This is a genomic window from Helicobacter ibis (genome assembly GCF_027859255.1).
Classification (GTDB): domain Bacteria; phylum Campylobacterota; class Campylobacteria; order Campylobacterales; family Helicobacteraceae; genus Helicobacter_D; species Helicobacter_D ibis.
This window is the reverse complement of record NZ_JAQHXR010000001.1, coordinates 87,197-114,033: the sequence shown is the minus strand read 5'-3', so window position 1 is coordinate 114,033 and position 26,837 is coordinate 87,197. Positions and strand designations below refer to the sequence as shown.

Below are 26,837 nucleotides of genomic sequence, written 5' to 3'. Positions count from 1 at the left end.
CTTCCTTTATCCAAATCTTCCATTTACATAATCTTGTGTTTTTTTGAATTTTGGTTTATTAAATATTTTATCCGTATCATCATATTCCACAACTTCACCAAGCCAAAAAAATGCTGTTTTATCAGAGATTCTCGCAGCTTGTTGCATATTGTGTGTAACTATTATTATAGTGTAGTCTTTTTTTAATCTAGTAATTAACTCTTCGATTTTTAGAGTAGATATAGGATCTAAGGCGCTTGTAGGCTCGTCCATTAATATTACTTGTGGTTTTATAGCTAGAGTTCTTGCGATACACAGCCTTTGTTGTTGCCCCCCACTAAGCCCTAATGCACTTTCTTTTAACCTATCTTTTAAGTCGTCCCACAAAGCAGCATCTTTTAATGATTTCTCCACAATATCATCTAATTTGCTTTTGTCTTTAATGCCATGCGTTCTAGGTCCAAAGGCAATATTGTCATACACACTCATAGGAAATGGGTTTGGTTTTTGAAATACCATTCCGACCTTTTTTCTTAAAGTAATTACATTACAATCTTTATAAATATTTTTACCACAATAAGAAATTTTACCTTGAACAACACAATTATCAACCAAATCATTCATTCTATTTAAAGTCTTTATAAATGTGGATTTGCCACAACCACTAGGACCTATAAAGGCTGTTACCTTGCCTTTTAGAATCTGCATATTTATATTTTTCAATGCATGAAACTTACCATAATAAAGATTCATATCTTTAATGCTGAAACAATATTTCTTATCCATATTAAGCCTTAGTTAGTTTTTTTGCTATGAAATTTGATAGCAAATTTATAAAAAATACGATTATAATTAACACCATAGCCGTGCTATATGCTTCATTTACATGCAATCCTTCGCTAGATATCGCATACATATGCACACTTAAAGTTCTACCAGAATCCATAGCTGATGCCACCTTAGCAACACTGCCTGATGTGTATAGCAATGCAGCACTCTCACCAACTATCCTGCCAATACTAAGAATAACTCCAGCTAAAATACCCGGAATAGCAGCAGGAACCACAATAGCAAAAATCGTCCTAAGCTTCCCAGCTCCAAGTGCAAAACTTGCTTCTCTAAAGCTCATAGGTATTGCCCTTAATGCTTCTTCAGAGCTTCTTAATATAAGTGGTAAAATCATAATTGCCAAAGTTAAAGCCCCAGCAATAATACTAGTCTTAAAGCCAAAATAAATAACAAATGCTAAATATCCAAATAATCCATATACAATACTTGGAATCCCCACTAATGCATCAGAACCTATTCTAACTACTGCTAATATTTTACTCCTTTTATTTCCATATTCACTCAAAAATATCGCACCAAAAAGCCCTAAAGGAAGTGAAATAGACAATGCAATAACAATCATATGCAAAGTATTAATAATAGCAGGCATCATTGATACATTCTCGCTATTATATTCCCAAGCAAACAAATCCCAAGAAATATAAGCCAAACCATTATAAAAAATAAATCCAATAAGCAATAAAAACACTAAAAGCACCGTAGCCATTGAAAACTTCATTGCTAATGATAAAATAAGTGATACAAGATCAGTTCTTAATTCGTTCATCGTCTATCCTTGCTTAAAAGACCAAAACTAGCATTTATAAGCAAAATAAATACAAATAAAGTAACTGCATTTACAATCAGCACTTCTTTGTGTAAATCAGTGGCATAGCCCATCTCAAGAACAATGTTTGTAGTTAGCGTTCTTACCCCATCTAAGACGCTATGCGGTAATTGCACTTGATTGCCTGCTACCATTATTACGGCCATTGCCTCACCAATGGCACGCCCCACACCTAAAATCACAGAAGATAAGATTCCACTTTTTGCTGCTTTTAAAGTTACAAAGAATACGCTTCTCTCTTTTGTTGCACCTAATGCTAATGCACCTTCGCAATAACTCTTAGGCACTGAATCTATAGCAGCTTTTGACACTAAAATTATAGTTGGCAATATCATTATTGATAGCACTAAGGAAGCTGCCAAAATACTCTTACCAGATACCCCACTAAATACATCTGCTAAGAATGGCACAATAACAACAAGCCCAAAAAACCCATACACAACACTAGGTATAGCACCTAATAGCTCAACTGTAGGAATTATAAATTTAGACAAACTTTTTGGGCAGAATTGAGAAAGATAAACCGCACTCAAAACTCCCAAAGGCACACCTATAAAAATAGCTAATGCAGTAACATAAATACTGCCTATAATCATAGGAAAAATACCAAATATTTCATCTAGAGGATACCAATCAAACCCAAATATAAATTCCAAAACACCAATAGAAAAAAGTGTAGGAATAGCATTAGCAAACAAAAATATACATATCATTGCTAATGCTAATGTGGATACTATGGCACAAAAGGCAAAAATACCTTTAAAAAAAATCTCTTTAAAATACATTACTTAACTTTATCCCAAGTAGTAATATTTCCCAAAAATATATCTCTAACTTGCTCTTTACTCAAAGAAGAGATAGGATTTTCTTTATTTACAATAATTGCCAAACCATCAATAGCTAAAATCTCATAACTAATTCCTTTTTTAGATTCGCTTTCTTTTATTTCTCTTGATACCATTCCTAAATCAGCAATTCCTTCAACCACAGAATTCACCCCTGTTGTAGAATCTGATTGCTGAATCTCTATTGTTGCATTTGGATTAATCTTTGCATAAGATTCTTTTAGTTTCTCCATTAGAGGCGTTACAGAGCTTGAGCCTGCTATTACTACCTTGCCACTTGGTTTATTTCCTGTATATGGAGCACTTGCATTAGAAATATATCCAGCTTTTTCTACAACAGCCTTTGCGTCAGTTGATAGTATGTAGGAAATAAAATCACTCAAAAGTGGATTCCTATCACCCTTAGTTACAATATGGAATGGTCGTGAAATAACATAGCTTTTATTTTGTATGTTTTCTACACTTGGTGCTTTACCATCTATACTTACTGCCTTTACTTTATCATTTAAAGATCCAAGAGAAATATAGCCTATTGAATTTTTAGAGTTTGATACACTTGTTATCATTACTCCTGTTGAGTTTGTAACCTCTGCACTTTTTGAAGTTGCATCAATTTTCTTACCCTTTACTTCTCTATGAACTTCAAATATTTCTACAAAAGCCCCTCTAGTTCCTGAACCCATTTCTCTTGAAATAGGATATATATTTTCTGCCATTAATGCACTTGCACACAATGACAAAGAAACAAAACCTAAAAGTATTTTCTTCATAAGAACTCCTAAAAATTTAAGTCTATGAAGTATAGAAAAAAATTGTAAAGTTTAAAAAGCAGATTTGTAAAGTTTGAGTAAAAGAAGATATGACCTCCAAAGGAGGCCAAAAAGACTACTGAAGTAATCTTAAGATATTTTGCTGTGCAGCATTTGACTGACTCATTGCATAGCTACCAGCTTGAGCTAGAATGTTTAGGTTAGAGAAATTAGCTGACTCTTGAGCGAAATCCACTTCTCTAATTCCAGATTCAGCAGATTTTACATTCACTTGAGTGATTGTAATATTGTTGATTGTTGATTGCATTTGTTGTTGAACAGAACCTAAGTCTGATCTAATTTGGTCTAATTGCTTAATAGCTGATTCTGCGATATCCATCATTAACATTGCTCCATTTAAAGTTGTAACACCAGCACCTAGATCTCCACCAAAACTTGCGTTTCCACTATTTATACCTACATTTGCACCGATAGCAGATTTTACATTAGCATCGAAGATTCCTTTTGAATCCCTTAATGTGGTTGTAGCTTCAGCGGCACCAGAAACTGCAGCAACATTACCTGTAAGTGAATAGTTAATATCATTTGAACCTAATCTAGTAAGTGTTAGAGATCCAACTGTCGTTCCAACTGAAATACCAGCAGCAGATACGCCTTGACCTCCTATGTTAATAGCTCTACCATCTGTAGATCTTAGAACCAATGATCCATCTTCAGCAATTGATGCTTCAACACCTGTTTCTTCTTTCTTAGCATTGATAGCTTGAACAAGTCTTCCATCTCTATCAGCACCAGAAATTTCTTTAATATCACCAATTTTAACACCATTAATAGTAAGTGAAGTAATATCACCACCACCAATAGCTGTCCCTTGAACTTGAACCTTAGCTTCAGCTCGCACTCCACCTAAGTTATCAGAGTTTTTATTAATTACCTCTGCTAATGCACCCAAACCTGTTCCAGCAGATGTAGAGATAATAACTGACTCCAAAGCTACATCTTTTCCGCCTTTAGCTTGTTGGAAAGTCATACTTGAAGTTCCAGTAGCACTAAATTTCAGTGTCTCACTTCTAACATGTCCAATCTTATCAGAACTTGTAGCACCAATACTTGCTCTAATTGTTTGGTTAGAATAAGCACCAACTTGGAATTCTTTGTTTGTAAATCCACCAGCTAGTAGGTTAAGACCATTGTATGATGTTGTACCAGCGATGTTATCTAGCGATTCAATTAGCCTATTGATATCCGCTTGGATCGCAATTCTAGTTTGAGTTGTTTGACCGTCTTGAGCTGCTTGAGTAGCCTTAGTCTTAATTGTATCTAGAATCTTTATTTGCTCATCCATTGCCTTATCTGCAATTTGGATAATACCCATACCATCATTACCATTTCTGATTGCTTGACCTAGAGCATTTGCTTGAGATCTCAAACTATCAGCAATAGCCATACCTGAAGCGTCATCTTTAGCAGAGTTAATTCTTAAACCTGAACTTAACTTTTGCAAAGAACTTGCTAGGTTTGTTTGTGTGAATGTGCTTTGAGCATGTGCGTTTAACGCATTAACATTGGTATTGACTTGGAAAGCCATTTTAAACTCCTTTTTATTTGTGCCTTACCTTCCTTGGCTTAGCATATTTTAAATTTAACCTTACAAGTTAAGTTTTACAACCTTCTTGTGTGGTTATGTGATTATATCGGATATATTTTTTAAAACTTTATATACTTGATACAAAATTTTTCAAACTTCCTATTTTTTCTATTTTGCACTCTACTAAATCACCACCTTTTAGAAATCTTGGCGGATTAAATCCCATACCAACCCCGCTTGGTGTGCCAGTTGATAATATTGTCCCACTCTTTAGCTTCATAGCATGTGATAGCTCATAAAGCATGAAATCTATTTTAAAAATCATATTTCTTGTATTACTATTTTGCCTTAGCTCACCATTTACATAGCATTGTATATCCAAAGACGGAATCTCATTATTAAATTCATCCTTACTAACGATACAAGGTCCCATAACACAACTACCTTTTAGACTTTTGCCAAAATAAAATTGCTTATATCTCTTTTGTAAATCCCTAGCAGAAATATCATTAATAATCGTATAGCCAAAAATACTATCTAAAACCTCATCTCTGCTTGGTTTATAAATATCCTTGCATAAAATAACGCCTAATTCCACTTCATAATCAAGCATATTTGTAATATCGCCATTAAGAGGAATCTCACCAAATGGAGATACCATCTCATCTACACGCTTTGAAAAATACACAGGATAGTCTCTTGTCTCAAATTTCTCTCCTTTAAAAGTTGCAGATTCTTTTGCATGTTCTAAATAATTTACCCCAACACATAGGACATCTTGCAATGGAGAGATAATTGGAGAGAGAATCTCTACACTATCTATACTGATCCCTGCCTTGTTTGAACCACTCTTTAGTCTAACTAGAACCTCTTGTGAATAATTTTGCAAAAACTCATTCATGGTTGTAAATTCTAAAAGAAAATCACAAAAAGAATAGCACATATCATCTACTAAGATTCCGCAATACACTTTACTTTGATATTTGTAGCTTACAAACTTCATAATCACCCCTTAAAGTTATACCCATTAATATATCATTCTTAAAGCAAATATAAAATCTATTTTGGATAAATTAACTTCAATGTATAAAATCAGTGCTTTGGAGTGGTAATGAATCTTTCAAATCTTACAGAAGAAAAATTAAAAAGCAAGATAAAAGATTTGTATTTTGAAGATTTCAATTATTTCGGGGACAAGATTGACTTTACCATCACACAAAATCTCGGAATCTTAGGTGAAATCAATCTGCTATGGGCAGAGGCAAAAAATGGCAAAGACTCTTGTATATATAAGTCATTTATCCAGCTTATTCTCACTATCGGAAAATATCGCTACAACACACAGCAAACCCCAAAATTCTTAGGTGCATTTGACGCAGAGAAGTTTGCATTTCTACCCTTTTCGTGTATCCAAGAGGTTTTTTATCAAAATGACATCAATTGGAGTATCACCCCAAGCAATCACAAAACAGAGCAATTCCAAACCCTCCTAGAAAGTCTAAAGCTAACATTAAAAAACGAGATAATTCTATTCTCCTATGAAAACCAAAGTAAAGAACTTATAAACTTCATCACCCAAAACCTCACTACCGATGAAATCAATAAATACGAGATAGACAAAAACAACTTTGTCAGTGTGTATTTTAAATGGGTAGAGGTTGTTAAGAATAGCATTAGCATTGATTGGGAGAGAGCCAAGCAAGTAGGAATCCTTGATGCTGATTTTTACCTTGCAGATTTGCTTTCACTGGATAACTCAACCATCACTGATAAACTCTATACAATCCTTAGAGGCTCTTACTATGAGTTCAACAAAAAGCTTACATTCCTAGGCACACAAACCAATGAAATCGCAAATTTCAAAGATTCCCAAAAAGCTCATCAAAAGTTTTGGAGTGTGTATAAACGCCCTCCAAGAGAGGAGTTTTGGGAATACATTATAGAGCGGAGGGATTTGCTTGTCGCTCAAGATGTGAGAGAACGCAAAGGAGCGTTTTTCACTCCTTCAATTTGGGTGCAAAAATCCCAAGAATATCTAGCCAAAGCTTTGGGTGAGGATTGGCAAGAGGAGTATTATATATGGGATTGTGCGGGAGGGACGGGTAATCTCCTCTCAGGGCTTAGCAATCCTAGAAATATCTTTTGCTCCACGCTTGATAAGCCCGATGTTGATGTCATCAAAGAGCGGATTAAAAATGGAGCAAATCTCTTTGAAAATCATATTTTTCAGTTTGATTTTCTCAATGATGAGTTTTTTGATAAAGTCGATGAAAAGGGCAATGTCCTTACAGAATCAAAAGTCCCCAAAAAACTCCAAGAGATTTTAAAAGATGAGAAAAAGCGTCAAAAGCTTGTGATCTATATCAATCCACCTTATGCGGAGGCAACAACAGCCTCACAGGTTACAAGAACAGGAAAAAACAAAGATCTCGTTGCAAGAGGCAATAAAATTTGCCAAAGATACAAGGAAATACTAGGTAAGGCAAACAATGAGCTTTTTGCTCAATTTTTTATAAGAATCTATACTGAAATCAGTGGTTGTATTTTGGGGTGTTTTTCTACACTTAAATATCTCAACTCGCAAAACTTCATCAAATTTAGAGAAACTTTTAAAGCTCATTTTTTAGAAGGTTTTATCGTTCCAGCAGATACTTTTGATAATGTTAGAGGGCAATTCCCTATTGGATTTTTGATTTGGGATACAAAACAAAAAGAAACAATCAAAAATGTAAGACTTGATATTTTTGACAAAAATGGACGCTTTTTAGGACAAAAGGGTTTTTGTGGTGAAAGAGTTAAGAGTATAAATCAGTGGATCAAGAGATATGATGATAAGAAAGCAAAAGAAGTTTTGGGATATATGGAAAATCCCACGCCTGATTTTCAAAATACAAAATTCTTATGTATCATCAACAAAATTGGCACAAGACACAATAACTATTATGCTTTAAGCAAAACTTCCCTTATTTTTGGAGGAATTTACTTTACAATCCGTCAAGCAATTCCAGCAACTTGGCTCAATGATAGAGATCAATTCTATGCTCCAAACTCACTATGGGAAGAAGACAAAGAGTTTCAAAGCGATTGCTTGGCTTTTGCTCTGTTTCACGGACAAAACCGCATCACAAGCACAAATGGCATAAACCACTTTATCCCCTTTACAGAATCCGAAGTAGGAGCAAAGAGTGCGTTTGAGAGTAACTTTATGACAGAGTTTATAAATGGCAAAATAAAGCTAGATGATATAAACAGCTTATTTACAGAATCTAAAATGAGCGAAAAGCTAGAGTTTAGCCCTGAAGCAAAGGTAGTTTTTGAAGCAGGAAGAGAAGTTTATGCTTACTATCACGCACAAGACTTTAGAGCTAAGCCTTATAATGTAAATGCCTCACTCTATGACATCAAAGAGTTTTTTCAAGGAAGAAATGCAAAAGGAGTGATGAATCCACCAAGCAAAGCAGAAGATCCTCACTACAAATCCCTAATTGCCACCCTTACAGAATCCATAAACACCCTAGCTAAAAAACTAGAACCAAAGATTTATGAATATGGATTCTTAAGAGAATAAGCAAATATAAAATTTATTTTGGATAAATTAATAAATCTTTAGTTTGGGTAATAATCATGGATAGTTTGAAGGAATTTTTTGGCGATGTTTTTCCATTGCATAACTTAAAAATCTTAGATTCTAGCAATGCTTCTAATCTTGCATCTATTATTTTAAGTTTAGATGTAGATTCATTTAATATATTTTGGGAGACAAACACAATAAGTGATATTTCTAACAAATACCTAAAAGGTGAGCTAAACTACAAATTAATAGAGCAAATGCAATATGGAATCTTGCTAGACTTACAAAAAGACTCTATAGATATTAAACTAATAGAAGAAGTAACAAACAATCTACTAACCCTAAAAAACAATAATTTATTGTCAAATAAACGACATGATACACTAATACGACTCTTAGAAAAAATAAAACTACACAAACTACAACAAACACAGGACATAAAAGAAAGCACAATAAAATTTGTAAATTTTTTTGATGAATCTTTAGAGCTTATAAAAGAGCAAATAGACACGATACAAAATAAATGTGAAGTAAATGATATAACAAAGAATGATTTTATAGAAATAATCAACAAAGCCAAAAATCAACATTTTAAAATCGGTATAGCAGGAATTTTAAGTGCAGGAAAAAGCACACTAATAAATGCTCTACTAAAAGAAGAAGTACTAGGCAGTAGCACAATCCCAGAGACTGCAAGTCTAACTATCCTAAGGTATAGCGATAATAAAAAAGCAGAAATAACATTTTGGAATACACAAGAATTCAAAGAACTGCAAAAAACAATAAGCAATGAAACACTAGAGCTACTAGATACAGAATCTTTTAAAGAAAAAATACAAAGCTACATACAAGATACAACAAAAACAATAGAAGTAAAAATAGATGAGCTAAAAAACTACACTTCAGCAAATACAAGTGATAAATTATGCAATCTAGTCAAACAAACAACGCTATACACACCACTAGAGATTCTAAAAAATAATGTAGAACTAATAGACACGCCCGGACTTGATGATCCAATAATCCAAAGAGAAATAATCACAAAAGAATACATTAAGCAGTGTGATTTATTGCTATATGCGATGAATGCCTCCCAAAGTGCTACACAACTTGATATTGACTTTATTATTTATGTGCTAGAAAACACAAATATATCTAGAATCTTAATTATCCTAACACATGCTGACTTATTAGAAAAAAGGGAGCTAGACTTAGCCTTTGCATACACAAAAAGTAGCATACAAAAACAACTCTTAGACAAAATACCACATACAAAAGCTATGCTAATGATAGAAAGACTTGATTTTATATATCTAGCAAGTTATCCTGCACTACTTTGTAATACAAATCCAAAAAAAGCACAAGAAAAGGGATATACACTAAAAGATTCAAACCTACAAACACTAGAAAACTATCTTAACTCAACACTGCTAGGAAGCAACAGCACAAAAGCCAAAGATATAATATTTATAGCTCTAAGACAATTTGAAAAAATATTGCTAAAACTACAAGAAAATCTAAACTTGGAATCCAAGCTACTCTTTGCTTCAGAATCAAAAATACAAGAAGAAATAGAAATAATAAAATCCCAAGCAACTCAAAAAACCGAAGAAATAAATGCCCTGCAACTAAAGCTTAAAAACGCCAAAGAAGAACTAGAAATATTCTTACAAAGTGCAAAAAACTCGCTAAACCAAAAACTAAAAAATGCAAAAACCATACTAATAAAAAGAATCTACGATGATATATTATATGATATGGAGAAAAACCAAACAATACAAAATAATAGACTAGATAGAATCTTAGAACTTGGACTTAGTGATTTTTTAATTGACATTCTAAGAGATAGCAAAAAAGAATTAAGTAAAAAAATAGATCAAATAAAACTCTCATTCTCTGAAATAGCCATCAATGAAAGTAGCAATATAAACTTGGATAAAAATCTAATTACAAAATGCAAAATACAACTTCTAAACGAAATACAAAAAATCACAAAAAAGCACAATAAAAATAGCAAAGATTCGATGTTTATAGAGCTTGGTAGGTGCTTTGATAGTGGATTTTTAAGCTTTGAAGATGAAATTATTAAGCAGAGCAAAAACTTTGAATCTAAAATCACGCAAGACTTCACACAAGCACTAGAAAACATAATAAACACACATAAAAAAGATGAAGAAGAAAAACAAAGAACACTACAAAAAATAATACAAAATAGCCACAATAACAACCAAGAAAAAGAACAAAGAATGATTAAGATAGATTCTTCACAAAAGTGCATAAAAGACGCACTAAAGCTATGCACAACACTACAACAATACACTACAAAAGAGTAAAATATGCTAGAACAATACATACAAGAATGCAACGAAATACTAAATAAACTTAAAGAAAAATCACCAACTCAAAAACTAATAATGAATCTATCTAACAACCTAGATACAAATGACTATTCTTTAAGCTTCATAAACAGCCTACAAAACAAAAGTAAAGAACCAATGCAAATAGCAATCATAGGACAATTCTCAAGTGGCAAAAGCACATTTTTGAACTCTCTTTTAGGGCAAAAGATACTCCCAACAGGAATAACACCAATTACATCTAAAGTATGCAAAATATGCTACGGAGAAGAATACATACTAGAAGTAATATATAAAGATGGTAGAAAAGTATTACAACATGTTGATTTCTTGCAAAAACAAACAAGAGAAGAAAGCAAAGAAATCGATCACTTTTGTTTATATGCACCAATTTTGTTTTTAAAAGAAATAAACTTCCTTGATACACCCGGATTTAACTCACAAAATATAGATGACACACAAACTACAAGCAAGATTTTAGAAAATATAGATGGGATAATTTGGCTAACCCTAATTGACAATGCTGGTAAAAATAGCGAAAAAATATTACTAAAAAATACAATAAAAAATTATGCACAAAAAAGCCTGTGTGTCCTAAACCAAAAAGACAGACTGCATTCACAAAAAGATATAGACACTAGCGTAGAGTATGCAATTGGCACATTTGGAGATATTTTTAAAAAAATAATTCCAATATCAGCAAAAATGGCACTTGACGCAAGGCTTAATAGCGATACAAAAATCTATCAAACATCACTAATTACGATGACACAAAAGATTCAAACAATAAATCCAACACAAGAATCAATAGAACAAATAAGAGAACTTCTAACCCAAGAAGAAACAAAAATAAATGAAGCACTAAAGAAACTACAAGACAATGAAAACCTAATGGAGCAATCAGGAATGCCCCTAATTTTCGACTTCTTAGATACTTATATAAAGCCAAAGGCAAGCATATCAAAAGAATATAGCGCTATAAAGAAATTCAAAGAAATGCATGTGCTATTAAACTTGCAATATCACAAGTTAAAAATGTGCTATATAAATTTAGAAAAAATACTAAAAGAACACATGCAAAACACAAAAGAAAACATAAATATCACACAAGAAAAAGAACAAAAAATATTTAATGACTTATACATAGGGCTTGATGCACTCTTAGACCTACTAGCACAAAAGATATACAACTCACTAACAACCAAAAATATAGAAATACAAACAATACAAAAAGGAATAATCTCAAATAAAATACAAATACAAATCAAAGAAGTAACAATCCTTCCAAAAGAACAATTACAAATCACTCTAACAAATGAGGATTCCCAACTTTATAAAAACTTCAAATCGCTAAGTTTGCAAATTAAAAATTTCTGTGAGTTATTTTCTAAAAGCATAAACAATTATTCTAAAGAGCTTCAAAAAAATATAGAACAATGGAAAAATAATGAAATAAAAAGACAAGAAATATACGCAATAGCAAAAGACAATAAAACACTAAAAGATTTAGAAGAATTTAGCATGGCATATTATAAAAATCTACTAACGCCATACTTCAAAAACGACTTGGAAATAATCTCATATCTAAATAGTGAGCTAACATTTCTTAGTAATTTTATATCAATAAACTACAACAACATAATAACTCTAAGCCTAAGTAAAATAGACTTAAAAATAACAAACTCGATAGATAAGCACAAAGAAAACCAAAGTGAGTTTGCACTATTTACTCCGACATTAGAAAATATAAGAGATACACTTAATGAAGGATTCTGTTTTGAACAATTTCAAGCTAGACTATTTGGACCTATGAATCTGCTTAAAAAAACAAATTCAAAATTTATATCACAGCTTGAAGTAATAACAAAACAAAATATGCAAATAATTAGCGTTAATAAAGAAAATATAAACAAACAAATAGATACAATAAAGGGGAATCTTAAGGAAATTATGGAATTTCAAAATATGGAACTAAAGTTGCTTTAATATATGCAAAATTAAACAAAGAAATGTTTATGCAAAGGAATGCTAGTGAAAGTTGAGCTTTTAGACCCATACATTCAAATTAGTATCGAAAAAGAATCAAAATTTCTAACTCGTGCAATAAATTTTGCCTATAAGCATTTTTCAAAAGCATATAGACTATCAAGTTCTGTGCTGATACTAGATGATGGCGAAAGATATAAAAAAGACTACTTTTTAAATTGGGCTTATCATGTAGCAATGCAAGAAGAAAACAAAAAAGAAAGTGAAAACTTCCAAGTAATACTTGATAGTAGTCATCTACCAATTAGGATAAAGATGGTAGAACAAAGAGGGCTATTAGAGCATGTAGTTGTATCATTACAAATAATCCAAAGCACACCTACAAACTCGCAAGTATGCCTAAAATTAAGCCGTCAAAGTCGCCTAGCTAGAAGGTATTTATGTTCTCTTTTTAGTCATTATTTAATAAGCTACACAAAAGAGGAGATATTTTTAGATTCTTCAAGTCCGTATTTTTGGGAAAAGATAATAGGAATGCTATCTCAAAAGGTAATACACAACATAGTTTTAGACTTTGATTATGCTACATTTAAAGCACATAACACATTTGAGTGCTTTGATGAATTTCTCACAAAAGAAGAAAAAATACTCAAAAAAAGCTATAAAATATTAGGTTGTAGCTATAATGATGACTTTGAAAATATAAAAACTAGATATATAGAGCTAGTAAAAATATATCACCCAGATAATGTGTATGGTCAAGATAAAAAAATAATAGACGGATATGCAGAGAAATTTAGAATCATAAATGAAGCTTATGAAAATATAAAGTCAAATTTCAAACGCATAGCATAAGGAGGAATCATGTCTAATACAGAAATAGAAGTAGAATTTGAAAAAGAGCCTAAAAAAAGCTTTATTCCTATGTTGCTTATTTTAACAATTGTAGTGCTTATTATATTTGGTGCTGGATTCTACCTGTTAAAACAACCATTAGGAAAAGAATTGCTACATGACGCAAAAATAGCACTTGGATTTAGTCAGCCAAATGCAAATGAGAATCTAAATGAAGTTGTAGATATAGAGGTTACTCAAATTGCACAAGATGATGAAATTACAAGACTAAAAGAAGCATTAGCTAAAAAAGAAATGGAGTTAGCAAAACTATCGAACTCTATAAATCCTCTAAACCAACAAAATGCTCAAGCAAACACAAACACACTAACCAATATAAGATATGTAATAAAACCAAAAAAACAAATAATTACAGAATGTTTCGCTATGGAAATTGGTAAATGGCAGATTCCTGCAAATTGTATGCTATCTATTGCTACAAATGTAAATAAAGAACTTAAAGATGATATTAGAGTTGTTGCCTTTGAAGTTCAAGGAGTGGTAGATACAAATCCATATAGAGGATTATCACCAGAGTTAAAGCAAGAAGGCTTAGCTTCTTTTAGAGCTAGAGAAGCAATAAGAGAAATAAACAAAAAAATACCAAATGCAGTAGCCTTTGAAGGCCCAAGTATGCAACTGCCTAATAAAAGAGGATACAGCATAAAGGCGTATTTCGTAGAATGACAAAACTAACTTTAGGTGTATTTTTACGCCCACAAACTCCACAGCTTAAAGAATACTTCTTGGAATTTAAGAGCTTGGCACTATCTCTTGGTTTTGAAGTATTATTAGAAGATTCTAGTGCAAAAATGCTAGGAGAAAATGGATTAGACATACACCAAATATGCACTAAATCTAACTTCCTAATCTCAATAGGTGGAGATGGCACATTAATATCAACTGCTAGAATCTCATATCCATATCAAAAACCAATTTTAGGTATAAACATGGGCAGATTAGGATTCCTAACAGACCTCCAAAAAGAAGAAGTGTCCTCCTTTTTACCAAACTTAAAAAATGGTAACTACAACATTGCAAATCACATGATTTTAGAAGGAAATCTAAAGGAACAAAAATTCTATTCATTAAACGACATAGTCCTTGCAAGATGTGGCAAGGGCATGCTAACTTTACAAGCATATATAGATTCTAAATATTTTAACTCCTATTATGGAGATGGGCTAATAATTTCAACCCCAACTGGCTCAACTGCATATAACATAAGTGCTGGTGGAGCTGTTGTATATCCATTTTCTGATAATTTATTACTAACACCAATATGCCCACACTCACTAACTCAACGCCCATTGATACTGCCATCAGAATTCAATGTATCAATAAGCACTAAAGAGACTTGCAACATAACATTTGACGGACAAGAGAGTGTAACTTTAGAGGTAAATGATACTTTAAGCATAAAATCACTAAAAGAAGGTGTAAAACTCATACACAACAAAGAATGGGATTATTTTAAGATTCTAAAAGAAAAGTTCTACTGGGGAGATTATGAATGATACAAAAAATAATGATTAAAAACTCGCCAACCTTTACAAACATAGAGCTAACCCCAAGTCAAAACTTCAATGTAATAAGCGGTGCTAGTGGTGCTGGTAAATCCGTGCTTATGGAGAGTGTCTTAGCAATTTTTGGACTTAGAGATATAAATGCAGAAATAATAGAAGCAACAATAAATCTACCATTTATAAGTGATGATTTTAAAGGATTAATCGATGATGGAGAAGTGATTTTAACCATCACTAAAAAAGATAAAATAAGATATTTTATAAATTCTCAAAACATACCCAAAAAAAGGATCAGCGAATTATTCTCGCATTACTTGCAACATTTAAGCACAAAATCAAACGATGCACTATCTCAAGAGAATTTATTTCTAGCACTAGATTGCTATTGTAGCACCAAAGATAAAGCACACAATGGGATTCTACAAGACTATAAAAATATCTATGAAAAATACACAACACAAAAAAAAGAACTAGAAAAACTAAAAGAAGAATCTCTAAAAATAAATGACCTAAAAGAATTTATAAAATTTGAAATACAAAAAATACAAGACCTAAACCCAAAAGAAGGCGAATACGAAGAGCTATTGCAATTAAAAAAAGAGTTATCAAAAAAAGAAAAGATTCTAAAACACATATATGAAGTGCAAGAATTTCTAAAAAACTCTCATGTAGTATCAAATCTATTTAAACTCCTAGAAATAGAAAATAGTCATATTATAGAATCTTTAAATGAGCTAGATACAATATGTCAAAGAGAAGAGCAAAGATTAGAAGAGCTAGATAGCGAAAATATCGAAAAAATACTAGAAAGAATAGAATCTCTAAGTGCATTAAACCATAGATATGGTGGAATCTCTGAAGCATTAGAGCATTTAAGCTTAAAGCAACAAGAGCTGGAAAAATACGAAAATATAGAACTAATATTAAAAAACACACAAGATAGCTTTAATAGCACAGAACAAGAACTGCAAAAAAGTGCAAAAACTCTGCATAAATCAAGAGACAAGCATTTAAAAGAATTCGAAGATACTCTAAATAGCACATTAACACTACTAAAAATGCCAAGCTTAAAAGTAAATCTACAAAATAGCCAAATAAATGCACTAGGAGATTCAACGCTAGAGTTAAATTTTGAAAAAACAAATATAAAAAATCTAAGCTCTGGAGAGTTTAATAGACTAAGACTAACACTGCTACTAGCACAAAGCACAAATAAAGATAATGCAATAATAATACTAGATGAACTAGATGCAAACTTAAGCGGAGAAGAATCTGAAGGAGTAGCGGAAGTATTACATCAACTATCAAAAAAATATCAAGTCTTTGCAATCTCTCACCAACCACATATGCCAAGCTTTGCAACAAAGCACTTCTTAGTAGAAAAGGGAGATAAAAGCTCTACAATAAAAGAACTAGACAAAGATGGCAGAATCCAAGAAATAGCAAGAATGATAAGCGGAAAAAATATAACAAAAGAGGCAATAGAATTTGCCAAAAATAAAATCAAATGAATATACACACTCTAAAAAAATTCGCCTCTTACATAAATTCTAACTCCAAATTAAGGCTAATAAAAAGAATAGGGGATAATTTATTTTATGTAAATATTAATGGAGAGATTTTTTATTTTGACCTAAGTAGGGGCAAGAGCCTAATTTTTATAACACAAGAATCTCTAATATCATCAAAGAGCTATAATGCACCATTTGACAAAACTCTGCTAAAACTATCAAACTCAACAATAATAAAAGCTATTGCAGAACCAAATAACAGAATCTTAAAGCTATACTTACAGATACAAAATAGTTACAAAAGCCAAGAAATACTAATGCAAGTGGAATTCACAGGAAAAAATACAAACCTAATAATACTGCAAGATAACATAGTCCAAGATGCACTCCATCATATATCAAACGAAACATCATTTAGAGAAGTAAAGATAAATAAGCCCCTAGCAGAACTCTCACCGCTAAAGGAATTTAAAGATAAAGACGAAGGAGAATTATTTTATGCATTAAAAAATAACTTTGAGAAATTACAACAAAATCTACTAAGTGCTAAAAAACTAAAGCTAAAAAACAAAATATCACAAAAAATATCTCAAATAAATAAGAATCTCTCATCACTAAAAAACAAAGATGACTTAGAAAAAAACGCCAAAAAACACGCACTATATGGACATAAAATATTAGAGCATTTGCATAATTTTTCAAACTTTAAAGGGAGCTATATTGTGCTAGATGGTCTAAAAATAACACTCCCAAATAATTGCAACAACTTAAGTCTAGCAGCACAAATATTTTTCAAAACCTCAAAAAAAGAAAACAAAAAAGCGCAGAATTTGCACATAGAATCTGAAAACTTGCTATCAAAAAAAGAGTTTTATAAAAACCTATTGGAGCTAATAGAAAATACGCATAACATAGGGAACTTGGACATAATAGATTCAAACCTAAGCTACAAACATAAGAGTAAAAAAGAAACAAAAACAAATGAAAGTTTCTTTATAGAAGGCTTTAAAATATCAATAGGCAAAAATTCTAAAGAAAATATAGAGCTTTTAGAAAACGCTAAAGCAGATGATTTGTGGATGCATATTAAAAATATACCAAGCTCACATCTAATAATACACTCTGGCAAAAATAAGATTCCAGAAATAATAATTAAAAAAGCAGCCGAACTTTTGGTATCCTATTATAAAGGTTATAGTGGTAGGTATGAAGTTGATTATACAAAACGAAAGTTTGTTAAAATAGTGCAAGGTGCAAATGTAAATTACGGCAAGGAAAGCACAATAGTAATTTTGAAGGATTAAAATGGCAGTTAGCCCGGTTGGAAATACAACTTTTATAAACCAAAACTCACAAGTTAGCTCGACACAACATGCTAATGCCCAAGCAAAACTAGATTTCCAAGCATTAGTAAATATACAAGAAATGGAAAACAAACAAAACGAAATCGCGGAAGTCCGCCCTGCAGAAGACATAAAAAAAACAGATGAAGATGCTAAAGGTAGTAAGCAAGAACAAGAAAAAAAAGAAAAGAAAAACAAAAAAAAGCAAAAAAAAGAACAAGAAAAAGACGAAATAGTGCGAGATTCACATGGTGATATAACCCACCTTGATATATCTGTCTAAAATACAGATTTTTATTTTTTTAAAAGAATCCCACACAAGTTGGGATTCTTTAGTATTAGTTAGCACCTTTTGGAGGATTAAATGCAGTTACCTCTTCTAGCTTACCAGTATATTTTTCTATATTTACCAAGCCAGTATGAGAAATATTTCCATTTGCTAACTTTGAAGTTGGAATATCTATTGTTAGGACATTTGCACAACCATTCTTACAAAGTGAATTTTTTTCTAAAGGATTTATCGGATCATACCAAGAACCTTCAGATAGCTTTAATACACCCTCTTTAATATTATCAGTTACATATGCACCTGCTAAGACCTGCCCTCTTTTATTATAAATTCTTACTATATCACCATTTTTGATACCCTTTTTCTTGACATCTTTTGTATTTATCCACACAGGTTCTCTACCAGATATAGCAGTCATATCCCTTAAAGAAGTATTAGCAAGTTGAGAATGAAGTCTATTTTGTGGGTGATTTGTAAGGAGTGCAAACTCTGCTGGTTTATCTTTGCATTTCATTTTTACCCTCTGTGTATTTTTTGTAAATTCCAAATTCCTTTGCCAAATCACTAAAAACATCATAATCATCTACAAATTCAAACTCTCGCTTTACAAGTGCTTTCATAGGAACGATATGCAAATTAGAATAACCCCACTCATTGAAATATCATTTCTTTCATAAGGAGTAGTAATAGACATAACAATATCAGCAAATTTAGCAGTAGGAGTCCAATAAGGTTCATGCACAACTATTGTTCTTGGTTTTCTCCATGCTTTTACCATTGTGTTTGTATCTTGGTGATGCACCATAGGATTCCCATCAACCCAACAAATAAAGTCAATATCTGGGTATGTTATTTTCTTGCCATTATCATCAATTGTTTTGCCCGGATTTAATAACGCATCAGCAATTCTTGCTACTGGGAAATTTATCTTAGAGCCTTGCATTAGCCATTCAGCACCTGCTTCGCCTCCAGCGCCTATACTCATACCACCAATAATTCCAGCCGTTGCAGTTGGAGATCCACCATTACTATAATGATAACTCAAACCAAATCCACCACCCGGAAGCCCTATTTGACCAACCATGCAAGAAAGTGCTACAAGTATCCAATGTGGCTGCTAACCATGATGAGCTCTTTGCATACCCCAGCCAAATATAAACATGGTTCTATTTTCAAAGAATGTTTTTGCAAGTTGTTTAATAGTTCCTTCTTTTATACCGCAGATTCTACTAGCCCATTTTGCATTCTTTACTACGCCATCTTTTTTTTGCCCAATACATAAGCACTAAACTCATCAAATCCAGTAGTATAATTTTCTATAAATCTTTATCATATTTGCCTGTGCTAAGCATAGTGTGTATGATTCCAAGCATTAATGCAACATCAGTATTTAGCACTGGTGATAACCACTCTGCACCTAGATACTGACAAGTATCATTTCTTATAGGATCTATACATATAATTTTTTACCAGAATTTTTTAGCTTCTCTAAATATTCTAAGCCCTTACATTCGTTTATAGTCCATGCGATTCTTAGAGTAACAAACGGATCAGCACCCCAAATTACAATTACCTTTGAATCTTCTAGCACAACATCCCATGAAGTTTGTTGATCATAAACTTCCAAACCCCCACATTACATGAGGCATAATAACTTGTGAAGCTCCAGTAGAATAATCTCCAGTGCTACCTACATATCCTCCTGCCATACCCATAAATATATGCAACAAGATTCTAGCATTATGCACATTTCCGCTACTTTTCCAACCATAACTTCCAGCAAACACAGCAGTATTTCCTTTCTCTTTATAAGTTGCTTTTAATTCTTTTGATATTAATTTTATAGCTTCCTTATAACTTACCCTAACCCACTCATCAGCACCTCTAAGTTCAGGCTTTGGATTTTTTGGATTTTCCAAATAACTCTTTCTTACAACAGGGTATTTTATTCTTGATTTTGTATAAATCAAATAAGGCGTTATAGAATGAAATGGATTTATAATATCGGAATTTAGAGCATTTGTAGTAGAGAGTAATTTGCCATCTTTAATAGTAGCCTTTAAGATTCCCCAATGAGCACCAGTTATAACATCACCATCTAAAACTAATTTGCTATTAAAGCCTTTAATGCCAGCTACAAAAAGTGCCATAGCTTTAAGCACACCTCTTCTAGTTATATTATTGTCTGCATTTTTATACTCATCATCTCCTCCTTATTTTTATTTTGGCATATCGCTTGCATTTTTTTTGCAAGAATTGTGTTAGCAAATACACACTTTCATTATCCATACCACTTCTCATACCAATTGATTTAACTATACTAGGCCACTGATTTGCCTTAAATTTAGTAGAGCTATACAAGCTATGACATATAGAGCAGTTTGCTACATATCATTGGCGGCTTTATAAAGTGGCTTTACATCATTTGTTAGATTGTTTTTTGTGGTTTTAATTATTAACTCTGCTTCATACCATTTCTTATCGGAATCGCTTTCTACTTGTTTGCCTAACTTTGGTTTCACACCTGAAGTTCTACCTAGTGCAACATTTAAGATTCTGCGGTTTGGTGCATAATAAATGGCATTTTCTGCACCCTCTTGCACATATCCTTTACCTTTAGTTCAATATTCTTAGAATCTACATTTAAAACTTCAATTTGAGCAGTTGAAAGCAATCTTCCTATTGCCTTATTTTCCTCTAAAAATAGATTCTTAACTTTAGCTGCATATAAAATATCGCCTTTTTCAATGTTTATACTATCAGCAACTAAGGCAGATGAAAACACAAAGCAATCAATGCAAACTTAACAACTTTCATATGTATGCTAAACATAAATCCCCCTATAAATAATTTAACTACCAAAGGTAGATTCAAAAATTCTTATATAAAACCAAATTAATTCAATATATGTCATTTATATAATTTTTTATATATTGAGAAACAAAAAACTTCCATAAATTACAAATTTTATAAAGCTTTTTGTTATAATCAATACTTTGAAGCTAAAACTTAAGGAGTTCATCAATGAAGGCTATGATTATTCAAGGACCAAATTTAAATATGCTAGGAATAAGAGATCCAAGAATCTATGGTCCTGTAAAGCTAGATACAATACATGAAAACATCAAAAAACACGCAGAACAAATGGGGGTTGAAGTTGGATTTTTTCAAAGCAATTTTGAAGGCGAAATTGTAGATAAGATTCAAGAATGCTTAGGACAATATGATGGAATAATAATAAATCCTGCTGCATATGCACACACTTCAGTGGCTATAAGAGATGCAATAGCTGCTGTTAATCTACCCACAATAGAAGTTCATATTAGCAACATTCACGCAAGAGAAGAATTCAGGCACAAAAGCTTAACTGCTGCTGCTTGTTCTGGTGTGATTGCTGGATTTGGTCCTATTGGCTATCATTTGGCATTACAAGGATTATCACAGATTCTAAGTGAAATTGAAGCAATAAAAAACGCAAGAGCTCAAGCACAAACTCAACAAACTCAACAACAGAACTAAATTCTGTTGTTATGAAAACTAGCTACTGGGATATAAAATCATACAAAAAACTACAAATAAATAAAGATTGTATATGCTTTATTCCCCATGATTATCCTAAAAAAGACAGATTCAGCTTCTCACATAAAATCAAAAGATATGAACACATAAGAATAAAAAATCCATACAATAGATACAAAAACAAAAATCTAAGAAAATATGTCCTTCTCGGTATAGGTGGCAATGTTGGCAATGTGTTATCAACTTTTAGAAAGCTTACAAAACGCTTGAGTTATAAAAATGCTATAATTGCGTATTCTCCTTTTGTAAAGAATCCTGCCTTTGGTTATATAGAGCAAGATGATTTTTACAATGGCGTAATAGTAATTAAAACTAGTATGTGCTATGCTGATTTTTTTAGCTATTGTATGTATTTGGAGAGAATCTTTGGGAGAGCTAGGAAGCGTCCTTTTAAAAATGCACCTAGAAGCTTAGATATTGATGTTTTGGGGTTTAAAAATATTTTTATAAACTTGGCACATTTGCAGATTCCGCATAAAGAATGGTTTAAAAGAGAAAGTGTTTTAATCCCCCTAAAAGGAATTAAATGAAATTATTTACTTACACTGCTGAGACTTCAACCCTAGCATTAGCAGAAGCAAAAAAGGAGCTTGGAGATGAGTTCTCTATTATCTCACAGAAGAAAACAGGTGATGGAAAATATGAAATCTCTGTAGCCATAAGTGAAGAGGACTATAAAAAAATAAAAAGCAAAGAAGAAGAGCAAAAAGCAAAAGATGAACTATTTGCAACCAAAAACAACAAAATAGCTGAACGATTAGAAATCATCGCACAAAAAGAATTAGAAAAAAAACGAGCAGCAAATCTAGCACAAAATACATTCCCACAAAGCAATCTACCAGAAGAAGTATCTCTCCAACTATCAGACACGGTTAGGCAAATAGCACAAATTGCTGGAGTGAATTCTACAATGCCACAAAGACGATCTCCATATAAACAACTAGAAGAAAAACCACAAGAACCAAAGGAAAAGCCAAAAAAAGAAACAAAAGATTCAAGTGATTTTAAAGTCCTAAAGGGAGAAATAGATAGACTAAATGACAAACTAAAGCTAATACAGAACATGTTTTGGGAAGAGAGAGGCCCTAAAAAAGATGGTCTAATAATCCCACATGAATTTGCAGAAATTTATAGAATCACAAAAGCAAGCGGAATGGCAAAGGAGCATTTAGAAAAAATAATGCAATTAACATTAGAGTTAATGCCTATTAAAATGCGAGAAAACTCCGTGCTAATAAAAAGATACTTTAGAGAAGTATTGCGAAAAATGGTATATGCAAGAGCCGAAAATCTAAGCTCAAATTCAAAAAATATTATGATGCTAGTAGGTCCAACAGGAGTTGGAAAAACCACTACTTTAGCCAAACTTGCAGCAAGATATTCAAGAATGCTAAATAAAAACTATAAAGTAGGAATAATCACACTTGATACATATAGAATAGGAGCAGTAGATCAACTAATGTTTTATGCTAAAAAAATGAAGCTAAGCATAGATACGGTTGTTGATACAGAAGAATTTGTAAATGCACTAGATTCTCTAAAATACTGCGATTATATTCTAATAGACACCGTTGGAAGCTCACAGCACGATAGAGCAAAGCTGGAATCCCTAAAAAGCTTCATAAATGCAGACCCAAATACAAAAATAGATGTAAGCTTGGTAATGAGTGCAACAACAAAATATGAAGATTTAAAAGATATCTATCATACTTTCTCAACCCTAGGGATTGATACTTTAATTTTTACCAAGTTAGATGAAACGCATAGCTATGGCAATATATTCTCGCTAATCTATGAAACCAAAAAACCGACAAGCTATCTATCAATAGGTCAAGAAGTGCCAAATGATTTAAATGTCGCAACTAGCGACTTTTTAATAGATTGCTTATTAGATGGATTAATTAAGGCATAGAAGTGAAAAATCAAGCAGCAGCTCTAGAATCACTAGTTCAAAACGACAAAAAATTAGCCACTAGATTCATAGCTATAACAAGCGGTAAAGGTGGTGTTGGCAAAAGCACATTTTGTGCTAATTTAGCCTATAAACTTTGGCAACTTGGATTTAAAATTGGAATCTTTGATGCAGATATTGGATTGGCTAATTTAGACATTATCTTTGGTGTTAGATGCGAGAAAAATCTACTTCATGTGCTTAAAAACCAAGCCTCGCTAAAAGATATAATAGTCCCAATAGAACATGGGCTATATCTAATTCCCGGAGATTCTGGAAGTGATATCTTTAGATATAAGAGTGAATTTATGTTTGAATCTTTAGTTGAAGATTCAAAGTTTTTAGATGGGCTTGATTTTGTGCTTATTGATACAGGTGCGGGAATTGGAGAATACACACAGACATTTCTAAAAAATAGCGATGATGTAATTGTTCTAACAATACCAGATCCAGCAGCAATAACTGATGCTTATGCAACAATTAAGCTAACTTCAAACTTTAAAGATAGAATCTTCATGCTTATAAACATGGCAAAAAATAATGCTGAAGCTAGTATGATTTTTGACAAAATACAAAAAATAGCAGGAATGAATATACAAAATATAAATTTAGAATTAATAGGAAAGATAACCAAAAACACACTAATAAATTATTATAGTAAAAATAGGGGGATCTTCGTAAAAGAAGAACCGAATTCTGATAGTGCAATGGAGCTAGAAGAAATAGCAAGAACGCTTGCTAAAAAATTGGAACGAAATGTGCTAGTAAAAGAAGACAAAAGGTTTGGTAAGTTCATCAAAAAAATATTAGGACACTTTTAATAAAGGATTATAAATGATGTTAAAAATGGATAATTTTTTAAGCTTTGCCATTGTTAATGGATTCTTTATAGGCTTATTATTATCTTTTTTAAAATTTGACGATCCTGAAATGATAGTTGCTGGCACACTTCTATCAACTATTGGCTTTTATCTAATAACGCTAGTTAGCGTATCTTTCTTTATAAAATTCCTAACCCAAAAAGAAAGTTCTATAAAAAAACCATCTTATAATAATTTACTAGAAGAATATATCGAAGAATTTGATAAACGAGAAAAAGCAACAAACAAAATAAGAGGTTTCTTGAGAACTATGGAAAAAACAATGAGAGAGGAAGAAAAAGAAGAAAGAGTCTATAAAAGCAATAAAGATAAACTTTTAGAGTTAGCAAATGAAGACATTTTCTAATGGCTACCAAAGCGTAATCAAACAAAACCAAGACGAACTAGCAGTAGCTTATTTGCCGGCATTAAAAAGTCTAGCTGCCAAGCTTAAAGAAAGATTGCCTGCTAGTGTTGATTTTGCTGATTTAGTATCAATAGGCACAGAAGAGCTTATAAAGTTAGCTAGAAAATATGATGCAAGCATAAATGATTCATTTTGGGGATATGCTAGATCAAGGGTGCAAGGTGCAATGCTTGATTATCTAAGAAGCCTAGATTGCGTAAGCAGAAACACAAGAACACTAATTAAAAAAATAGATAATGAAATAGTAAAATACTATAATATCCACCAAGAAGAGCCTGATAATGAGTATCTAAGTAAGGTTTTAGGCGAAGATATAGAAAAGATAAAAGATGCAAGAAATGCTAGCGAAATATATGCCGTAATGCCACTTGATGAGCAACTTAGTGCTTCTTTAGATGATAAAACTTATAATGCAATAGAAAAAGAAGAATTAGTAAATATCATACAAGACATTTTGGAGAAATCAACCAAAAACGAACAATTAGTAATCCAACTATATTACTATGAAGAATTAAGCTTAAAAGAAATAAGTGAAGTATTAGAAATAAGTGAATCTAGAGTATCGCAAATACATAAAACAATTATTAGAAAACTAAAATTAAATCTTTTGCAAAGGGGGATAAATGGCTGATATTCTAAGTCAAGAAGAAATTGATGCACTATTAGAAGTGGTTGATGATGATGGTTCAGAGACAGAAATCATAGACAAACCAGCCCCGACACAACAAAGGCAAATAACTCTATATGACTTCAAGCGACCAAATCGTGTAAGCAAAGAGCAATTAAGGGCTTTTAGAGGGATTCATGACAAAATGGCTAGAAGCCTATCAAGTCAAATTTCTGCAATCATGCGTTCTATTGTTGAGATTCAGCTTCATAGCGTGGATCAGATGACTTATGGTGAGTTTTTAATGTCCTTACCAAGTCCTACAAGCTTCAATGTTTTCTCAATGAAGCCACTTGATGGGACAGGGGTTTTGGAGATAAATCCAAGCATTGCATTTCCTATGATTGACAGACTTTTGGGAGGAAAAGGCGACCCTTATGAATCTACGCGCGAATTTAGTGATATTGAGCTAAACTTGCTAGATACAATTTTGCGTCAAATGATGCAGAATCTAAAAGAAGCGTGGGCACCTGTTACAGAAATATTCCCAACCGTTGATGTAAAAGAATCAAGCCCAAATGTTGTGCAAATCGTTGCACAAAATGAAATTGTAATCATGGTTGTTATGGAGATAATTATCGGACATAGTAGCGGTATGATGAATCTTTGCTATCCTGTTATCTCTTTAGAATCTGTGCTTTCTCGTCTTGCAAGTAGAGATATTATGCTAAGTGAAACTAACTCTAAAAAGTCTAGAAACAAAGAGCTTCAAGCACTTCTTGGTGGAGCGAAGGTAAATGTCGCTGCAGTCTTAGGTGAGACGAAACTTACTATGAGGGAAATTTTAGATTTAGAAGTTGGCGATATAGTAAGACTTGATAGACCTGCTGATGACACAGTTATTATAAATGTAGATGGAAGAGAGAAATTCCTAGCAAGTATAGGACTTCACAGATATAGAAAAACAATTGAAGTAAAAGAAATGATAAAAACCGAAAAAGACCAAGTAAAAGAAATACTAGAAATGCTAGAAATGCAAAGAAAATCAAGAGCAAATGAAATAGAAGAAGAATAAGCTT

At 32.2% G+C, this 26,837-nt stretch carries 24 protein-coding genes and 1 pseudogene; 16 read left to right on the top strand and 9 right to left on the bottom strand.

Annotation, left to right across the window (positions count from 1 at the left end; genetic code table 11):
* Positions 1 to 6: 6 nt before the first annotated feature.
* The 6 genes from pstB to PF021_RS00575 form a co-directional block, all read right to left on the bottom strand.
* Positions 7 to 765 carry a phosphate ABC transporter ATP-binding protein PstB gene (pstB, locus tag PF021_RS00600; protein WP_271020468.1) on the bottom strand — a complete coding sequence of 253 codons (759 nt, stop codon included), beginning with the start codon at positions 763 to 765 and terminating at the stop codon, positions 7 to 9.
* Position 766: 1 nt separating this feature from the next.
* On the bottom strand, positions 767 to 1,594 hold the full coding sequence (gene pstA / locus PF021_RS00595; RefSeq protein ID WP_271020467.1) for a phosphate ABC transporter permease PstA: 828 nt from the start codon (positions 1,592 to 1,594) through the stop codon (positions 767 to 769).
* Entirely contained in the window at positions 1,591 to 2,439 is an 849-nt protein-coding gene (gene pstC, locus PF021_RS00590; protein ID WP_271020466.1) for a phosphate ABC transporter permease subunit PstC, read from the bottom strand. Before pstC ends, pstA begins: the two co-directional genes overlap by 4 nt.
* A complete protein-coding gene (locus PF021_RS00585; RefSeq protein WP_271020465.1) occupies positions 2,439 to 3,269 on the bottom strand; it encodes a substrate-binding domain-containing protein in 831 nt (276 codons plus the stop codon). The genes pstC and PF021_RS00585 overlap by 1 nt, the downstream gene beginning before the upstream one ends.
* A 115-nt stretch (positions 3,270 to 3,384) precedes the next feature.
* On the bottom strand, positions 3,385 to 4,857 hold the full coding sequence (locus PF021_RS00580) for a flagellin B (protein WP_271020464.1): 1,473 nt from the start codon (positions 4,855 to 4,857) through the stop codon (positions 3,385 to 3,387).
* A gap of 127 nt (positions 4,858 to 4,984) precedes the next feature.
* Positions 4,985 to 5,860, bottom strand: a complete 876-nt coding sequence (locus tag PF021_RS00575) for a fumarylacetoacetate hydrolase family protein (protein WP_271020463.1) — start codon at positions 5,858 to 5,860, stop codon at positions 4,985 to 4,987.
* A 102-nt stretch (positions 5,861 to 5,962) separates the two neighbouring features.
* On the opposite strand from PF021_RS00575, the gene PF021_RS00570 reads away from it, so the two are divergent.
* Genes PF021_RS00570 through PF021_RS00530 form a run of 9 tightly spaced genes read left to right on the top strand, consistent with a single transcriptional unit; the run spans position 5,963 to position 18,328 of the window.
* A complete protein-coding gene (locus PF021_RS00570) occupies positions 5,963 to 8,425 on the top strand; it encodes a hypothetical protein (protein WP_407081397.1) in 2,463 nt (820 codons plus the stop codon).
* Positions 8,426 to 8,481: 56 nt separating this feature from the next.
* Entirely contained in the window at positions 8,482 to 10,761 is a 2,280-nt protein-coding gene (locus PF021_RS00565) for a dynamin family protein (protein ID WP_271020461.1), read from the top strand.
* Between the two features lie 3 nt (positions 10,762 to 10,764).
* Positions 10,765 to 12,771 (top strand): dynamin family protein, encoded by a 2,007-nt coding sequence (locus tag PF021_RS00560; protein ID WP_271020460.1) that lies wholly within the window; start codon positions 10,765 to 10,767, stop codon positions 12,769 to 12,771.
* 45 nt (positions 12,772 to 12,816) lie between these two features.
* Positions 12,817 to 13,626 carry a J domain-containing protein gene (locus PF021_RS00555; RefSeq protein WP_271020459.1) on the top strand — a complete coding sequence of 270 codons (810 nt, stop codon included), beginning with the start codon at positions 12,817 to 12,819 and terminating at the stop codon, positions 13,624 to 13,626.
* A 9-nt stretch (positions 13,627 to 13,635) separates the two neighbouring features.
* Positions 13,636 to 14,352: a hypothetical protein gene (locus tag PF021_RS00550; protein ID WP_271020458.1), complete on the top strand. Its 717-nt coding sequence runs from the start codon at positions 13,636 to 13,638 to the stop codon at positions 14,350 to 14,352.
* Positions 14,349 to 15,182: an NAD(+)/NADH kinase gene (locus PF021_RS00545; RefSeq protein ID WP_271020457.1), complete on the top strand. Its 834-nt coding sequence runs from the start codon at positions 14,349 to 14,351 to the stop codon at positions 15,180 to 15,182. The genes PF021_RS00550 and PF021_RS00545 overlap by 4 nt, the downstream gene beginning before the upstream one ends.
* Positions 15,179 to 16,702: a DNA repair protein RecN gene (locus PF021_RS00540; protein WP_271020456.1), complete on the top strand. Its 1,524-nt coding sequence runs from the start codon at positions 15,179 to 15,181 to the stop codon at positions 16,700 to 16,702. Before PF021_RS00545 ends, PF021_RS00540 begins: the two co-directional genes overlap by 4 nt.
* Positions 16,699 to 18,006 (top strand): hypothetical protein, encoded by a 1,308-nt coding sequence (locus tag PF021_RS00535; RefSeq protein WP_271020455.1) that lies wholly within the window; start codon positions 16,699 to 16,701, stop codon positions 18,004 to 18,006. Before PF021_RS00540 ends, PF021_RS00535 begins: the two co-directional genes overlap by 4 nt.
* Position 18,007: 1 nt before the next feature.
* Complete coding sequence (locus PF021_RS00530) at positions 18,008 to 18,328, top strand: hypothetical protein (protein WP_271020454.1); 321 nt, start codon at positions 18,008 to 18,010, stop codon at positions 18,326 to 18,328.
* A gap of 55 nt (positions 18,329 to 18,383) precedes the next feature.
* Here PF021_RS00530 and PF021_RS00525 read toward each other — a convergent pair.
* The 3 genes and pseudogenes from PF021_RS00525 to PF021_RS00515 form a co-directional block, all read right to left on the bottom strand.
* Positions 18,384 to 20,484 (bottom strand): annotated as a pseudogene (locus PF021_RS00525) (molybdopterin-dependent oxidoreductase).
* Positions 20,485 to 20,718: 234 nt separating this feature from the next.
* Positions 20,719 to 20,937, bottom strand: coding sequence for a hypothetical protein (locus tag PF021_RS00520; protein WP_271020453.1), 219 nt, complete (start codon positions 20,935 to 20,937; stop codon positions 20,719 to 20,721).
* Positions 20,883 to 21,119 carry a hypothetical protein gene (locus PF021_RS00515; protein WP_271020452.1) on the bottom strand — a complete coding sequence of 79 codons (237 nt, stop codon included), beginning with the start codon at positions 21,117 to 21,119 and terminating at the stop codon, positions 20,883 to 20,885. The genes PF021_RS00520 and PF021_RS00515 overlap by 55 nt, the downstream gene beginning before the upstream one ends.
* Positions 21,120 to 21,358: 239 nt before the next feature.
* Between PF021_RS00515 and aroQ the strand changes: the two genes are divergently transcribed.
* From aroQ to fliM, 7 genes are read left to right on the top strand one after another with little or no spacing between them, the layout of a single operon-like run.
* Complete coding sequence (gene aroQ / locus PF021_RS00510; RefSeq protein ID WP_271020451.1) at positions 21,359 to 21,853, top strand: type II 3-dehydroquinate dehydratase; 495 nt, start codon at positions 21,359 to 21,361, stop codon at positions 21,851 to 21,853.
* 11 nt (positions 21,854 to 21,864) lie between these two features.
* Positions 21,865 to 22,443 (top strand): 2-amino-4-hydroxy-6-hydroxymethyldihydropteridine diphosphokinase, encoded by a 579-nt coding sequence (folK, locus tag PF021_RS00505; protein ID WP_271020450.1) that lies wholly within the window; start codon positions 21,865 to 21,867, stop codon positions 22,441 to 22,443.
* A complete protein-coding gene (gene flhF / locus PF021_RS00500; protein WP_271020448.1) occupies positions 22,440 to 23,825 on the top strand; it encodes a flagellar biosynthesis protein FlhF in 1,386 nt (461 codons plus the stop codon). The genes folK and flhF overlap by 4 nt, the downstream gene beginning before the upstream one ends.
* A gap of 2 nt (positions 23,826 to 23,827) precedes the next feature.
* Positions 23,828 to 24,685 carry a P-loop NTPase gene (locus tag PF021_RS00495; protein ID WP_271020446.1) on the top strand — a complete coding sequence of 286 codons (858 nt, stop codon included), beginning with the start codon at positions 23,828 to 23,830 and terminating at the stop codon, positions 24,683 to 24,685.
* 13 nt (positions 24,686 to 24,698) lie between these two features.
* Positions 24,699 to 25,091 (top strand): hypothetical protein, encoded by a 393-nt coding sequence (locus PF021_RS00490; RefSeq protein ID WP_271020444.1) that lies wholly within the window; start codon positions 24,699 to 24,701, stop codon positions 25,089 to 25,091.
* The gene (locus tag PF021_RS00485; RefSeq protein ID WP_271020442.1) at positions 25,075 to 25,782 is read left to right on the top strand and encodes an RNA polymerase sigma factor FliA; all 708 of its coding nucleotides are present in this window, start codon (positions 25,075 to 25,077) and stop codon (positions 25,780 to 25,782) included. Before PF021_RS00490 ends, PF021_RS00485 begins: the two co-directional genes overlap by 17 nt.
* Positions 25,775 to 26,833: a flagellar motor switch protein FliM gene (fliM, locus tag PF021_RS00480; protein WP_271020440.1), complete on the top strand. Its 1,059-nt coding sequence runs from the start codon at positions 25,775 to 25,777 to the stop codon at positions 26,831 to 26,833. Before PF021_RS00485 ends, fliM begins: the two co-directional genes overlap by 8 nt.
* The last annotated feature ends 4 nt before the right edge of the window (positions 26,834 to 26,837 follow it).

What these genes read in the sequence shown, in the direction of transcription:
- folK (WP_271020450.1), top strand. Translation starts at nt 21,865, where the DNA reads ATGAAAACTAGCTACTGGGATATAAAATCATACAAAAAACTACAAATA.
- PF021_RS00530 (WP_271020454.1), top strand. Translation starts at nt 18,008, where the DNA reads ATGGCAGTTAGCCCGGTTGGAAATACAACTTTTATAAACCAAAACTCA.
- PF021_RS00540 (WP_271020456.1), top strand. Translation starts at nt 15,179, where the DNA reads ATGATACAAAAAATAATGATTAAAAACTCGCCAACCTTTACAAACATA.
- PF021_RS00550 (WP_271020458.1), top strand. Translation starts at nt 13,636, where the DNA reads ATGTCTAATACAGAAATAGAAGTAGAATTTGAAAAAGAGCCTAAAAAA.
- PF021_RS00485 (WP_271020442.1), top strand. Translation starts at nt 25,075, where the DNA reads ATGAAGACATTTTCTAATGGCTACCAAAGCGTAATCAAACAAAACCAA.
- PF021_RS00545 (WP_271020457.1), top strand. Translation starts at nt 14,349, where the DNA reads ATGACAAAACTAACTTTAGGTGTATTTTTACGCCCACAAACTCCACAG.
- PF021_RS00490 (WP_271020444.1), top strand. Translation starts at nt 24,699, where the DNA reads ATGATGTTAAAAATGGATAATTTTTTAAGCTTTGCCATTGTTAATGGA.
- flhF (WP_271020448.1), top strand. Translation starts at nt 22,440, where the DNA reads ATGAAATTATTTACTTACACTGCTGAGACTTCAACCCTAGCATTAGCA.
- pstC (WP_271020466.1), bottom strand. Translation starts at nt 2,439, where the DNA reads ATGTATTTTAAAGAGATTTTTTTTAAAGGTATTTTTGCCTTTTGTGCC.
- PF021_RS00575 (WP_271020463.1), bottom strand. Translation starts at nt 5,860, where the DNA reads ATGAAGTTTGTAAGCTACAAATATCAAAGTAAAGTGTATTGCGGAATC.
- PF021_RS00585 (WP_271020465.1), bottom strand. Translation starts at nt 3,269, where the DNA reads ATGAAGAAAATACTTTTAGGTTTTGTTTCTTTGTCATTGTGTGCAAGT.
- fliM (WP_271020440.1), top strand. Translation starts at nt 25,775, where the DNA reads ATGGCTGATATTCTAAGTCAAGAAGAAATTGATGCACTATTAGAAGTG.
- pstA (WP_271020467.1), bottom strand. Translation starts at nt 1,594, where the DNA reads ATGAACGAATTAAGAACTGATCTTGTATCACTTATTTTATCATTAGCA.
- pstB (WP_271020468.1), bottom strand. Translation starts at nt 765, where the DNA reads ATGGATAAGAAATATTGTTTCAGCATTAAAGATATGAATCTTTATTAT.
- PF021_RS00535 (WP_271020455.1), top strand. Translation starts at nt 16,699, where the DNA reads ATGAATATACACACTCTAAAAAAATTCGCCTCTTACATAAATTCTAAC.
- PF021_RS00580 (WP_271020464.1), bottom strand. Translation starts at nt 4,857, where the DNA reads ATGGCTTTCCAAGTCAATACCAATGTTAATGCGTTAAACGCACATGCT.
- PF021_RS00560 (WP_271020460.1), top strand. Translation starts at nt 10,765, where the DNA reads ATGCTAGAACAATACATACAAGAATGCAACGAAATACTAAATAAACTT.
- PF021_RS00565 (WP_271020461.1), top strand. Translation starts at nt 8,482, where the DNA reads ATGGATAGTTTGAAGGAATTTTTTGGCGATGTTTTTCCATTGCATAAC.
- aroQ (WP_271020451.1), top strand. Translation starts at nt 21,359, where the DNA reads ATGAAGGCTATGATTATTCAAGGACCAAATTTAAATATGCTAGGAATA.